Source organism: Leyella stercorea, from assembly GCF_021531355.1.
GTDB lineage: Bacteria > Bacteroidota > Bacteroidia > Bacteroidales > Bacteroidaceae > Prevotella.
Window position 1 is genome coordinate 1 of the sequence record NZ_JADYTS010000070.1, and the last position, 14,484, is coordinate 14,484.

A 14,484-nucleotide genomic window follows, 5' to 3' on the forward strand; every position below is an offset into this window, starting at 1 on the left:
AGCCCGAGCTTGTGAAAGTTCGGGCTTTGTGATATTTTAAAAGAGGGTGTGAATTTTGACACACCCCCTTTTTGCGTATCTGCACATTGTGCACCTTCTCGTCATACCACTTAAACCGCTGACAATGAGCGATATAACACAAACCTCTCAAAACTCAAGAATTTCGAGCCAAAGATCTCTTCGTGCGCTCAGCTCGCAGTTTTGAGCGATGAAAAATGCAAATATTGTTGTGAAGCCAGCTCCACAGTTGTTATGTTGTGGTGATGAGGTGGTGTGATGGTGAGGTGGTGAGATGGTGTAGCTTGCCGTGTACTCTGTTAAAGAACATTAATAGATAAAGATTGCTTCAAATTTACCTTTATTATATTAAACATATTTTGTAATTTTGTCACCGTAAACCACTAAAAAAATTATAAGATTTAAAAAGTCTTATCATCAACTAAAAACAGAACAACAATTCGGCCCTTAGTTTTTTAAGGATAGAGCTTAATGCGTGTTATAATAACACAACAAGTGAGCATATATATAAATATGTGTCCATACCATTGTGCTGTGTCCTAATGGGAATTTACAAAGTTTCTAACTCTACTAAAATCAATTATAACTAAATTTAATTGCTTATGAACAAGAAAGTCAAGACCGCCGGTATGGTTATGGCATTGCTCGCTGCTGCTCCTATGAGCGGCGGACAGATGGCATATGCGGCTGGTTCGAACGACGCTGTGCTCACTGCTTCTACACAGCAGAACGAGACAGCTTGCAAGGGCGTTGTAAAAGACGCTACTGGTGAAACAGTAATCGGAGCTTCGATAATTGTCGAAGGTACCAACTTGCGTACAGTGACTGACATTGACGGCAACTTTACACTCAATGGTGTAAAGAAGGGTGCCTCAATCCAAATCTCTTACATCGGCTACACAACAAAGGTAGTTAAGTGGAACGGTGCGCCTCTCGACATTATCCTCGAGGACGACAAGAAGATGCTTGAAGAAGTTGTAGTAGTAGGTTTCGGTACACAGAAGAAGGTTAACCTTACTGGTGCCGTATCTACCGTCGACTCAAAGACTCTCTCAGCACGTCCGGTTAACTCTGTAGCTGACGCTCTCCAGGGTGCTGTTGCTGGTATGAACTTCTCTACACCAAACAGCGGTGGTACTCTTAACTCTACTAAGTCATTCAACATCCGTGGTACCGGTACTATCGGTGCAGGTTCTTCGGTAACTCCGCTCGTGCTCATCGACGGTATGGAGGGCGATATGAACGCACTCAACCCGCAGGACATCGAGAACATCTCTGTATTGAAGGATGCTTCAGCTTCTTCTATCTACGGTTCGCGTGCTGCCGGTGGTGTTGTGCTTATCACCACCAAGAGCGGTAAGAAGGGCAAGGCCACTATCAACTACAACAACTCGTTCCGTTTCGACTCTCCGCTCAACATGGCGGAGATGATGGACTCTTACACATGGGCTAAATATATGAACGAGGCTTCTGTTAATAGTGGTGCTGGTATCTGGTTTACTGACGACAAGCTTGAGCAGATCAAGAAGGCCCAGAGCGACCCTAACATGCAGAAGATGTTCAAGAACGGCAACAACCGTTGGGAGGTTTGGGACAACAATCCACTCTTGCCTATCGGCAACACCGACTGGCTCAAGGAGCAGTTTGGCAACAGCTTCTCGCAGGAGCACACCCTCAGCATGACTGGCGGCGACGACCGCATGCAGTACTATCTGTCAGCCAACTACCTCGACCGTGGCGGTCTTCTGCGTCATGGTGATGATAACACACAGCGCTATGCCTTTACAGGTAAGGTTTCGGCTCAGCTTGCCAACTGGTTGCGTGTGACATACAACACACGCTTCACACGTACCGACTTCGAGATGCCGGGCGACCTTGTTAACGGTACCGACGAGTTCTATCACAACATGTGCCGCTACTGGCCTATCCTTCCTACAAAGGACCCGAACGGCAACTGGCTGCCTGAGTCGTACATCGGACGTCTCCAGAACGGCGGACGCGCCAAGAACCAGACTGACCGCCTGGCACAGCAGCTCTCGTTTGTAGCTACTCCGGTTAAGGGCTTGACCCTCAATGCCGAGTTGAACTACCGTATCATTACACATTTCAACCACCGCGACTGGCAGACTACTTACGGCTACGACTGCGACAACAACCCGTATGTTGACCAGAACGAGACTACAAGCGTATACGAGTATACATACAAGTCGAACTACTTCAACCCGAACCTCTTTGCTGAGTATAGCCATGCATTCGGCGACCACAACATGAAGGTGATGGGCGGTTTCCAGAGCGAGTGGTTCCGTCAGCGCAACGTGACAGCACGCCAGAACGGCATCATGTCAGGCCTGCCAACTCTCAACACTACAACAACAAAGCCAAGCGTAGGCGGTGCTTACAACTCATGGACCACAGCAGGCTTCTTCGGACGTATCAACTACGACTTCGCCGGACGCTACCTCTTCGAGGCTAACCTCCGCTACGACGGCTCTTCACGCTTCCTCCGCGACAACCGCTGGAACTTCTTCCCATCATTCTCAGCAGGTTGGAACATCGCTCAGGAGAGTTTCTGGGAGCCAATAGCCAAGTATGTCAACACATTGAAGCTCCGTGCTTCTTGGGGTCAGCTCGGCAACCAGAACACTGACAACTGGTATCCGTTCTATCCTACTATCGGATTCTCGGCTCAGGGCAGCAACTGGCTCGTAAACGGTGTTAAGCCTAACACTGCATCACAGCCCGGACTTGTATCAGCTTCTCTTACATGGGAGAAGAGCCGCACATGGGAAGTAGGTCTCGACTGGGGCGCTTTCAACAACCGCTTGACCGGTTCGTTCGGCTACTATCAGCGCAATACATTCGACATGGTAGGTCCTGCTCCTGAGTTGCCCGTTATCCTCGGTGCCAATCCTCCAAGAGTCAACAACCTCGACATGACTTCTAAGGGATGGGATTTGCAGATTAGCTGGCGCGACATCATCGGTGAGGTTAGCTACGGCGCTTCATTCGTATTGAGCGACAACCAGGTGGTTATCGACAAGTATCCTAACCCATCTAAGAACCTCGGTTCATATTATAAGGGTGCCAAGCTCGGCGACATCTGGGGTTACACTACTCTCGGCATCGCACAGAGCCAGGAAGAGATGGACGCTCACCTCAAAAAGGTTGACCAAAGCGCACTCGGAAGCGGTTGGACAGCAGGTGACATCATGTACAAGGACCTCGACGGTGACGGCAAGATTAATGGTGGCGAAGGCACAGCCGACAAGTCTGGCGACCGCCGCATCATCGGTAACTCAACACCGCGCTACAACTTCGGTTTGAACCTCGACGCTGCTTGGAAGGGCTTCGACATCAAGGTATTCTTCCAGGGAACACTCAAGCGCGACTACGCTGCAGGTGGACCAATGTTCTGGGGTGCTACCGGTCAAGGTAAGTGGCAGGCATTAGGTATGAAGTATCATAGTGACTACTGGCGTGAGGACAACAAGGGCGCTTACTACCCACGTGTTAGCTGGAATGGTGGTCGCAATACACAGACACAGACACGCTACTTGCAGAATGCTGCTTACGCTCGTCTGAAGAACATCACTATCGGCTACACACTGCCGAAGGAACTTACACGCAAGGTATACATCGAGAACCTCCGCTTCTTCGTATCAGGCGAAAACCTCCTCACCATCACCAACTTCACAGAGGCTGGCGATCCCGAGCTTATCGGAGCAGGCTACGGTGGCGAGATTGGCAAGACCTATCCGTTGTCGAAGACATTCTCATGCGGTCTTAGTGTGACATTCTAATAAATCATCAACAATAGATTATAGAAAGGAAACAACTTATGAAGCTTAAATATATTTCAATGCTCGTATTGGGCGCATCGCTCGGCCTGACCAGCTGCAACGATTTCCTCGACAAGGAGCCTGAGAGCAACGTTACACCTGCGGCTTTCTTCACAGCCGAGTCAGACCTTGCTGCCTACACAATCAATCTGTATGGTGTACTCACCAGCATTGCCCCAGGCAGCTATGGTATGGGCACATTCGCCTACGACAACGCTACCGACAACCAGGCAGCTACCGGCTATTCAAGCCGTTGGGTGCCAGGCAACTGGAAAGTAGGCCAGAGTGGTGGTGCTTGGGATTTCGGAAACATACGTAATGTCAACTACTTCCTCGATCAGGTATTGCCGAAGTATGAGGCAGGTAAGATTTCTGGTGCTGCTACCAACGTACGCCACTATATAGGCGAGGCTTACTTCCTCCGCGCTTACCTCTATCTGGACAAGCTCCAGTCATTAGGCGACTTCCCTATCGTGCTCACAGCACTTCCTGACGACAAGGAGACTCTTGTACAGGCTTCAAAGCGTCAGCCACGCCATAAGGTAGCCCAGCAGATTCTCGACGACCTCGACAAGGCTCTCGAACTTCTTTCTCAGACAGCTCCTGGCGGCAAGAACCGCATCTCACGCGACGCAGCCCTGTTGCTCCGCTCACGCGCAGCCCTCTTCGAGGCTACATGGGAGAAGTATCACAAGGGTACTGCATTCGTTCCGGGCGGTCCGGGATGGCCTGGCAATGCTGAGGACGTTAAGGACTTCAACATCGACTCTTCAATCGACCACTTCCTCACTGAGGCTATGAAGTCGTCGAAGGAACTTGGCGACAAGCTCGTTGGCAACCTCGTAGAGAATACTGACGCTGAAGAGGGTCAGGACAGAAACCTGGCAAGCACCAATCCTTACTACACAATGTTCTGTGACAAGGATATGAGCGGCTATAGCGAGGTTATCATGTACCGCGCATTCGACCGTCTGAAGGCTAACGTTACACACAACATCCAGATGCAGCTCCAGCGCAACGGTGGTGGTACAGGTTGGACACGCGGATTGGTCAACTCATTCCTCATGCGCAACGGTCTGCCTATCTACGCGGCTAATTCTGGCTATGACGCCAACTGGGAGAACCAGGGCATCAAGGCTACTCTGCAGAATCGCGACTCTCGTATCAAGATCTTCACCAAGGTAGACAACGGTATCGAGAACTACACCGACGACGGTGTCAACTCGGTAGACCTCTCTTGGACTGTAAAGGGCAACAACGAGACACGTATGGTTACTGGCTACGCTGTAAAGAAGGGTAAGAACTACGACACCCAGCAGCAGCTCAACCACCACTTCGGCGAGAGCGGAAGCATCGTATTCCGTGGCACAGAGGCACTGCTCAACTACATGGAGGCTTCATGGCTGAAGAGCAACACCATCGACGCAACTGCCGACAAGTACTGGCGTGCTCTCCGCACACGTGCTAAGGTTGATCCTGACTACAACAAGACTATCGCTGCAACCAATATGCAGGAGGAGGCTAAGTGGGACTTCGGTGCTTACTCACACGGCCAGCTTGTCGACGCTACAACATACAACATCCGTCGCGAGCGCCGCAACGAGTTCATCGGTGAGGGTATGCGTTGGGAAGACCTGATTCGCTGGCGTGCTTGCGACCAGGTTAACGGCTACCAGATTGAGGGTATGAAGTACTGGGGCACTGTGTACGAAGGTGCATGGCGCGACGGTTCTACCAACCTCGCTATGGTAGACGTTGAAGGCGGTAAGGGCAACATCAGCTCTAAGGAGATTAGTGGCGACTACATCCGTCCATACCAGATCTCTAAGATCAACAACGAGGTGTTCGATGGCTACAAGTTCACACCTGCCCACTATCTGTCACCTATCGCACAGAGCGTATTCCGTCAGACTGCAGCAGGCGACCAGACCGACCTCAACACATCAGTTGTATATCAGAACCCAGGATGGCCGAAAATCGCCGGACAGGGTCCTACTGATGTAAAGTAATCAGTCTGTAAGCTTTAAAGACAAATACGAAAATCAGCCTAATGGCTATATACTAAAAGTGGCGTCCCGTAATTGGGACGCCACTTTTTTGTTTAAATCCAAAGTTCCACTAGAAAAATGTAGCATTCGCAATAAGACGTAGAAGATAATGCAATCCATTATTCTTAGAAAAACGGACAAAAAGCAACAAAAAGCCTTGGAAAAACGGACAAAAAGCGGTATATTTGCCTTGGAAAAACGGACAAACAATAATTCTATCCAATATTCGCTATATCTGATTTTTTGGAATAATAATATTAGAAACTGAAAATTGAAGAGCGGAATTTACAATACAATCCGTAGGAGGAGGGTGTGCAAAAATTAAACAAAGCGGGCTGAAAGCCCAATAAGCACATAGCCCAAGGTAGCGCCTTGGGTGTACGGATTGAAAATCGCAAAACGCCCTGCAAGGGCAAAAGCATTGATAATTAACGCTTTTGCCCTTAGCAGGGCGCATTATAATTTGCGATACTTTTACCCAGGGTGTTGCCCTGGGCTATGAGCTTCTGCCCCTTCGGGGCGTGCTGCTGTGACATTTGACACACCCTCCTGAGCAAACAATGGCATCCCGACATTGGGCGCCACTTTTTTTGTTAAAATCCAAAGTTCCCCTAGAAAAGTGTGGCATCAGCATGAAAGTTCCCCTAGAAAAGTGTAGTTATCGTTTGCAAGTTCCCATAGAAAAGTGTATCTTTGCAGCGTAAGCATCTATTAATCAAAATAATAGCGACAATGGAACGATATATTTATAAAAGTCTGAAGTCATGGAAGGATTCTCCAAATCGTAAACCACTAATTCTACAAGGTGCACGTCAGGTTGGAAAAACCTATATACTTAAGGAATTCGGGAAAAGAGAGTATGATAATGTAGTATATATCAACTGCGACGACAATGACGATATGAAGGATATGTTTGTAGATTATGATATAAAACGCATTATCCGGAGTATCAGTGCTATATCCGGAGTATCAATAACACCATCGTCAACGCTGATTATACTTGATGAGATTCAGGAAATAAACCGCGGTCTTTCATCATTGAAATACTTTTGCGAGAAAGTTCCGGAATACCATGTTGCCGTTGCAGGGTCGCTACTCGGCATAACATTGCACGAGGGAACATCGTTCCCCGTAGGCAAAGTGGACATGCTTTATATGTATCCTATGGATTTTGAGGAATTTCTGTTAGCTATGGGAAAACCACAGCTTGTGAAACTTTTACACGACAGAGAATGGTCAAGCCTGTCGTCGTTACAACAAATGCTTACTGAACTGTTACGCCAATACTATTTTGTGGGTGGTATGCCAGAGGCAGTAAAGACATACATTGAGCGTGGAGACGTGTGGGAAGTACGCTCTATACATACAAAAATAATTGAGGCTTATCGCAATGACATGTCCAAACACGCTCCGCTACAACAAGTACAGCGCATAAACATGGTGTGGAATTCAATTCCGTCACAATTGGCACGCGACAACAAGAAGTTTGTATATGGCGCTCTGAAAAAAGGAGCACGAGCCAACGATTTCGAGATAGCAATACAGTGGCTCGTCGACTCAGGTCTGGTACACAAAATATACCGCATAAACAAACCTACAATGCCACTTAAATTCTATGAAGATATGTCTGCCTTCAAGCTCTTTCTGCTTGACTGCGGATTGCTCGGTGCTTTGTCGGAGACTCCTCCACAACAGATTCTTATTGGCAATAATATATTTGAGGAATACAAAGGGGCTTTCACCGAAAACTATGTGTTGCAGCAACTAAAGTCCCTACCCCACACCTTCATATACTATTACAGCAATGAAAATTCCACAATGGAAATAGACTTTGTCATACAACACGACAATGAAATCATACCGGTAGAAGTGAAAGCTGAAGAAAATCTTAGAGCAAAATCCTTACGACAATTCACAAAAGATAATCCAAACTTGCATGGCATACGTTTCTCAATGTCGGGACATAGAGAACAAGAATGGATGACAAATGTGCCCCTATGGGCGGTAAAGTGGGCGTTTGACTAAATAACTTACCCCTCCCTACGGGGGAGGGGCAGGGCATATGGCTTTTAATACGAGAACGAGCTGCCGCCGAGGAACTCGCGCAACAGTGAGGTTGGGGGCAGAACGCCGTGGTCGATGGGCAGGAAGTAGCTGAGGAACTTGCGCAGACGGTATGCCTCGGCATACTCTTCGCAGTTCTCGGGCACCTGCTCAAGAAGCGGCTCTGCCTGGGTCTTGATGGCAGCCAACTCGTATATCATGGCAGTGTTGAACATTTCGTCGGCATTTTCCTGGAACGGGAATATCCATTTGTTCTCGCCCCGGCGCACGCTCGGCCAACGTCGTATGGTGTCGCGGGCTGAACATCCACGCTGCTTGTAGTCGCGTATGATGCGGCGCAGCAAGCGGTTGTCGGTGGTTGGGATGTAGTTGTGGTCGTCAAGGAGAATGGTGGTGAGTGCCGATGCGTACACCCGATACTTATACTCTTCGGGAATCTGCGATGTCAGTTCGGGGTTGAGGGCATGAATGCCTTCTATCACGAGCACATCGCCAGCACGCATGCGCATCTTCTTACCGCTCGGCACGCTGCGACCTTTAATGAAGTCGTACTTGGGCAGCTCCACTTCCTCGCCGTTGAAGAGCTGCATGAGCTGCTTGTTGAGCAGAGGCAGGTTGAGGGCGTGCAGCGATTCGAAGTCGTAATCGCCGTTCTCGTCCTTCGGAGTCAGTTCGCGGTCGACGAAGTAGTCGTCGAGCGACACGGGCACGGGGCGTATGCCGTTGCAAAGGAGCTGGATGCTCAGTCGCTTGCACGATGTGGTCTTGCCCGAACTTGAGGGTCCGGCTATGAGCACCATCTTAACGGTCTTCTTACGAGCAATGTTCTCGGCAATGTGCGCTATTTTCTTTTCCTGCAACGCCTCCGACACGTTGATTATCTCGGTGGCGTATCCTTCGCGCACAGCCTCGTTGAATGTGCCGACGGTAGACATTCCCAGAAGGTTCTGCCAGCGGTGGTGCTCCTGGAATATTTCAAACATCTTGTCCTGGCGTATGAGTGCGCCAAGCTCCGAAGGGTTGCTCATCGAGGGTATGCGCAGAAGCAGTCCGTCGTAGTATTTCTCCAGTCCGAAGAGCGTGAGCTGCGCCGTATTGGTGAGCATCGAACCGTAATAGTAGTCGATAAAGCCGTTGATGTCATAATATAATGTATAGAGCCGGCCCGTAGTGCGCAGCAGCAGCGCCTTGTCGTGATAGCCCATTTCCTCGAAACGTGCTATAGCCTCGTCGGTAGGCACTTCGTGTCGGCGTATGGGTATGGCACGGTCGATGATGGCCTGCATCCCATTGCGCACAGCCGTAGCGTCGGCTTCGGTGACAGGACGGCCTATGTTGAGGTCGCAATAGAAACCGTTGGATACCGGAATGTCGATACGAACCCTTGTACCGGGATACAAATCCTGCACCGCCCTGCAAAGCACGAAGAAGAGAGTGCGTGTATAGGCTCGCAATCCTGATGGCGACGAGATGTCGAGATACTCTATGTCCTTGGCGTTATATACGCGATAATGCAAACCTTCAACCTTGTTATTCACCTTGGCGCATACGGGCGGATAGGGCAAAGTCAAATTTAATTGCTTGAAAATGTCAGAAAGTGTGGTTCCGGCTTCAACTTTCAGACTTTTTTTATTATTTTTGCAACGGATTTGTATCAACTGTTTCATTTCGGTTACATGTTTAATGGTTAATACTTGATGTGCAACAAAGATACTCCGTTTTCGACACAATGCGCAACACCGCCACATAAATTATATTAAAATATATGTCGATTTGGATTTTTTTTAAGATTATCGGATCATTAGCCCTGCTCATCTACGGAATGAAGGTGATGAGTGAGGCGCTCCAGAAAATGGCAGGCTCGCAGCTGCGCCATATCCTTGGAGCCATGACTACCAACCGCTTCACCGGTCTGCTGACCGGTATGTTCGTAACAGCCTCGGTGCAGTCGTCTACTGCCACGACGGTGATGACAGTATCGTTCGTAAACGCCGGACTGCTCACTTTGGCACAAGCCATCTCCGTTATCATGGGAGCCAACATCGGCACCACGTTCACGGCATGGATCATGACGCTTGGCTTCTCGTTCAACATGGCCAACATCGTGTTCCCGGTGTTCTTTATCGCATTGCTGCTCATCTATCGCAAGAAGCACCGCTACATCGGCGATTTCCTCTTCGGTGTCGCATTTATGTTCTTCGCCATCTCCACTCTCGGAGCTACCGGCAAGGAAATGGACCTCAGTCATAACCAGATGGTTATCGACTTCTTCTCATCTTTCGACAAAGACAGTTATTTCACAATATTCTCGTTCCTGCTCATTGGTACGGTGCTGACATTCTGTATGCAGTCGTCGGCAGCCCTTATGGCCATCACTATGGTGCTGTGTTCGAGCGGAGTGCTGCCTATTTATATGGGTATTGCGCTGGTGCTGGGTGAGAATATAGGCACTACCATCACTTCGAACATCGCCGCTATGGGTGCCAACACGCAGGCTCGCCGCGCAGCCTTGGCTCACCTGACGTTCAACGTGTTCGGTGTGATTTGGGTGCTTTGCATCTTCTATCCGTTCATCGATATGGTTTGCGGATTTGTAGGAGTCGACCCACATGCCGACCACATCGACGCCACACGCCTCTCAGTGGTGCTTGCTGCTTTCCATACTACCTTCAACGTGTGCAACACAACGGTGCTGATATGGCTTATTCCGCAGATGGAGCGCTTCGTATGCTACGTTATCAAGCCTTCGATGAAGAAGGACGAGGACGAATTCCGCCTGCGCTACATCGGTGGCACAGCTATCATGAAGACTCCGGAGCTCTCGGTGCTTGAGGCACAAAAGGAGATTCAGTCGTTTGCAGAGCGCATTCAGCGTATGTTCGGTATGGTACGCGAACTGCTGGGCGTAAAGGACGACGCCAAGTTCAACAAGATTTTCACTCGTATTGAGAAGTATGAGAGCATCTCGGACAACATGGAGATTGAGATAGCCAACTATCTCGACAACGTCAGCAACGCCCATCTCTCGGACGATACTAAGGCTAAGATACGCGCCATGTTGCGCGAGATTTCGGAGATTGAGTCTATCGGCGACTCGTGCTACAACATCGCACGCACCATAAGCCGCAAGCTGAAGGGCAAGGAAGACTTTACTGAGCAGCAGTATGAGCACCTGCACCAGATGTTTGAGCTTACCGACGACTCGCTGACACAGATGAACGTGATGCTGACCGGCCGCCGCGACTCGCTCGACGTCAACCGCTCATTCAACGTTGAGAACGAAATCAACAACTATCGCAACCAGTTGCGCTCGCAGAACATCAACGATGTCAATGACCATAAGTACACATATGCCATCGGTACTATGTACATGGACATCGTGAGCGAATGCGAGAAGCTCGGCGACTATGTTATCAATGTCGTTGAAGCACGCATGGGCACTCGTCAGCGCGAAGCGTAAGCGTAGTCCAGTGGAGAATTGAAAATTGAGAGTTGAGAGTTATGATATGCTTTTATATGTAAAGCCTTTAGCTACATATAATTATATAAGGTTATCATAACTCTCAACTCTCAATTTTCAACTCTCAACTTTAAAGTGGCATATCAACACACTTCCTTATAACGTCCATATCAAATCCGCGTCCCATGGCAAACCTTATTAGTTTGCAGTTGAGTTCATAGTCGCTGTCGGCTTTCAGTGTGCGACGCTTTGCAGCGAGTAGCGGACGCAGAATCTCGATATAGTCGTCGGCAGGAACGGCATCGAGCACACGATGACTGATATCAGACGCTACACCTTTCTTGTATAAAGCCTGCTCTATCTTGCGCCGTCCCCAACGGTCGAAGCGTATCTTGTCGCGCACGAAGAAGCGGGCAAAGCGCTCGTCGTCGACAAAACGCTCGTCAATGAGGCGGTCGAGTATGCGGTCGGCTACGTCGGCAGGCAACATCCAGCGACGCATCTTGTCCATCATCTCGCCCGACGAATGCTCGGCTTGCGAGCACAGAGCCGAGAGCTTAAGCAGCGCCTCCTGCTCGGTAATCTGTTTCTTTGGCTTTGCAAACATATCGTTATTGTTAGCTTTTACATTCCTCTGATTTTACTTTTTCTTCTCGCCTACGGCAAAGCGTGGCTTGTCGAAACAGTCGTTGTGCACTTCTGTTGCATTCATGCCTTCGTCAGCCATCATACAGGCTGTATCAGCTGCGTAGAGCGTGTTGCACTCAAACAGCAATCTGCCGCCACTACGCAACGAACCTACTGCATAGCGGGTGATGGCTCGATAGAACAGCAAAGGGTCGGTATCGGGCACGAAAAGGGCTGTAGACGGCTCATGATTGAGTACATTGGGCGACATATCGGCACGCTCACGCTGACAGATGTAGGGAGGATTGCTCACAATCACGTCCCAGGCATCGGCATCGGGAGTGAGATTAAGGGCATCGTGCTGGCGGAATGCCACGTCGAGACCAAGGCTGTGAGCGTTGTCGGCTGCTATGGTAAGCGCTTCGGGCGAAATGTCCCACGCCTCAACGTATGCCTCAGGCAGGCGTTGCTTAACGCTGAGAGCTATACATCCGCTGCCCGTACCAATGTCGAGCACACGCAACTGGTGGGCGTTCAGGACAGAAGAATCGGCATATACGGTGTCGACAAGCCACTCAGTCTCAGGGCGAGGAATGAGTACACCTGGCTGAACGCCAAAGCGCAGGCCGCAAAACCACGCCCAACCAAGCACGTACTGTATAGGCTCGCCCTGCTCCAAGCGCTCCACAGCTGCCTCAAGCCACTGTGTGTCGGCATCGGAGAGAGCCTCAACGCCACCACAAATGATGTCGGCAAACGAAAGACCGAACTTCTCCTCAATGAGCATGCGCGCCACGGCTCGCGCCTCACGCTGGTCGTACGCACCGGCAAGCCGGCGCCAAATGTCGTCGTATGTCATACGTTATATATAATGTGAAGTGTATTTTAGTGTGAAAGTATATATAAGTAAAAAGGTGAACATCCGTTTGGAATGTCCACCTTTATATCGTTGTTAGTAAATTCTATGTTTGTGCCGCGAGCGGGACTCGAACCCGCACAGCCATTACTGGCCAAGGGATTTTAAGTCCCTCGTGTCTACCAATTCCACCATTGCGGCGACCTGTGTGTCCCTTTATTGAGCGGCAAACGAGACTTGAACTCGCGACCCCAACCTTGGCAAGGTTGTGCTCTACCAACTGAGCTATTGCCGCATATCGCTCTTTAGCGAGTGCAAAGATATAAAAAATATTTAGAATAGAAAGTATCAAAAGCAGAAAAAGTTGTCTTTAAGCCTCAAAAAACTGTTTTCCGAGGCTTTTGACTAACTATTTTTCTATTTTATCAACCTCATTCATAAGGTTTGACATCGTCAACGAGCGTTTCTTAATACGTCCGTTCTCTATCAGAACGTTGTCGGGCAGACCCACCATTTCCATCTGATTGTAGGCAGTACCGTCGACCATACGTCCATCGCAGATGATTGTAGCGGTGGTGATGTCGTTGCTCTTGAGTGCGGTACGGCACTGCTTGAGTGAAGGATTAAGACATATGCCCACCACTGCTATGCGTCCATTTGAAGCCTTGGCACGCTGATCAAGCTGACGGAGCATGCTCACCGAGGTATAGTTCCATGTTGACCATGCCAACACTACCGTAGTGCGCGCCTTCTTGAGTGTGGCTGTTGTCACTGAACTGCCATTGATGTCGCGAGCGTTGAGCTTCGGAAGTGTTCCTTCGGGGGTAGACTCGCGTCCTGCCACCATTGATTTCAACATGTCGACATATCCGTTGTCGGGCTGCTTGGCAGCTATATCCTTAAGCAGACGCTTGGCTGTAGCAAAATCAGGCGTCGACGTATCGATGAAGTATCGGCGCACGAGATAAGTAGCCACGATGCTCTCGGGGTGGTCGGCAGCAAACTGGCGTGCAGCCTTAAGTACCTCTGGGGGCGAGGCAGAGTGTATCTGTTCGCGAAACTTATTCATCAACTCGTTGTCCTTGGTGCCCTTGACGGTGAGTTCCTTCAGATGCGAAGCGTCGCCCTTGATGTCCACGCTCTTTCCGGGCTGTGCAAAGACGGGCTGCTCAGTGTAGTTAGGAAACACGACGACAAGTGTCTTAGGGGCATCGCACTCGGTGGTGTACGTGAATCGTCCAGCCTGCACCTTAATGGTGTCAAGTCCGCGCATGGCTCCGTCGGGGCAGTATACGTAGAACTCACCCTGATTGATGTTGAGCAATCTGCCTTCGAGCTTGAAGTGGCCGCTATCGGTGCCGCACGATGCGAGTGTCAGAACAGCGAGAATAAGGATATATAAGTGTTTCATTCTGTATATAAAAGGAATAAGCCCCACCCCCGACCCCTCCCCCGTAGGGAGGGGAGTAGTATGCAATTACTGCCAAAGCTTCCTATAACGGAAGGCTATATCTGGCAAAATACAAGTAATAAGGCATATCACTCCCCTCCCTGCTGGGGAGGGGCCGGGGG

The 14,484-nt window shown here is 49.6% G+C and carries 8 protein-coding genes and 2 tRNA genes; 4 read left to right on the forward strand and 6 right to left on the reverse strand.

What is annotated here, in order from left to right; all coding sequences use genetic code 11:
• The first annotated feature begins 620 nt into the window (after positions 1 to 620).
• The 3 genes from I6E38_RS12140 to I6E38_RS12150 all read left to right on the forward strand — a co-directional run bounded on the left by I6E38_RS12140 (position 621) and on the right by I6E38_RS12150 (position 7,930).
• On the forward strand, positions 621 to 3,818 hold the full coding sequence (locus I6E38_RS12140; RefSeq protein WP_235394239.1) for a SusC/RagA family TonB-linked outer membrane protein: 3,198 nt from the start codon (positions 621 to 623) through the stop codon (positions 3,816 to 3,818).
• 38 nt (positions 3,819 to 3,856) lie between these two features.
• The gene (locus I6E38_RS12145; protein WP_235394240.1) at positions 3,857 to 5,866 is read left to right on the forward strand and encodes a RagB/SusD family nutrient uptake outer membrane protein; all 2,010 of its coding nucleotides are present in this window, start codon (positions 3,857 to 3,859) and stop codon (positions 5,864 to 5,866) included.
• Positions 5,867 to 6,637: 771 nt separating this feature from the next.
• A complete protein-coding gene (locus I6E38_RS12150) occupies positions 6,638 to 7,930 on the forward strand; it encodes an ATP-binding protein (RefSeq protein WP_235394241.1) in 1,293 nt (430 codons plus the stop codon).
• 44 nt (positions 7,931 to 7,974) lie between these two features.
• Here I6E38_RS12150 and I6E38_RS12155 read toward each other — a convergent pair whose 3' ends face one another.
• Positions 7,975 to 9,636, reverse strand: a complete 1,662-nt coding sequence (locus I6E38_RS12155) for a nucleoside kinase (RefSeq protein WP_235394242.1) — start codon at positions 9,634 to 9,636, stop codon at positions 7,975 to 7,977.
• Between the two features lie 98 nt (positions 9,637 to 9,734).
• Here I6E38_RS12155 and I6E38_RS12160 point away from each other — a divergent pair, with 98 nt between their 5' ends.
• Complete coding sequence (locus tag I6E38_RS12160; protein ID WP_235394243.1) at positions 9,735 to 11,429, forward strand: Na/Pi cotransporter family protein; 1,695 nt, start codon at positions 9,735 to 9,737, stop codon at positions 11,427 to 11,429.
• A gap of 130 nt (positions 11,430 to 11,559) precedes the next feature.
• On the opposite strand, the gene I6E38_RS12165 is transcribed toward I6E38_RS12160, so the two are convergent.
• The 5 genes from I6E38_RS12165 to I6E38_RS12185 all read right to left on the reverse strand — a co-directional run bounded on the left by I6E38_RS12165 (position 11,560) and on the right by I6E38_RS12185 (position 14,323).
• Positions 11,560 to 12,036, reverse strand: coding sequence for a regulatory protein RecX (locus I6E38_RS12165; RefSeq protein ID WP_235394244.1), 477 nt, complete (start codon positions 12,034 to 12,036; stop codon positions 11,560 to 11,562).
• Between the two features lie 33 nt (positions 12,037 to 12,069).
• The gene (gene prmC, locus I6E38_RS12170; RefSeq protein ID WP_235394245.1) at positions 12,070 to 12,915 is read right to left on the reverse strand and encodes a peptide chain release factor N(5)-glutamine methyltransferase; all 846 of its coding nucleotides are present in this window, start codon (positions 12,913 to 12,915) and stop codon (positions 12,070 to 12,072) included.
• A 112-nt stretch (positions 12,916 to 13,027) separates the two neighbouring features.
• Positions 13,028 to 13,113 (reverse strand) — tRNA-Leu (locus I6E38_RS12175).
• Positions 13,114 to 13,134: 21 nt separating this feature from the next.
• A tRNA-Gly gene (locus I6E38_RS12180) sits at positions 13,135 to 13,207 on the reverse strand.
• Between the two features lie 114 nt (positions 13,208 to 13,321).
• Positions 13,322 to 14,323: a DUF4369 domain-containing protein gene (locus I6E38_RS12185; RefSeq protein ID WP_235394246.1), complete on the reverse strand. Its 1,002-nt coding sequence runs from the start codon at positions 14,321 to 14,323 to the stop codon at positions 13,322 to 13,324.
• Positions 14,324 to 14,484: the final 161 nt, after the last annotated feature.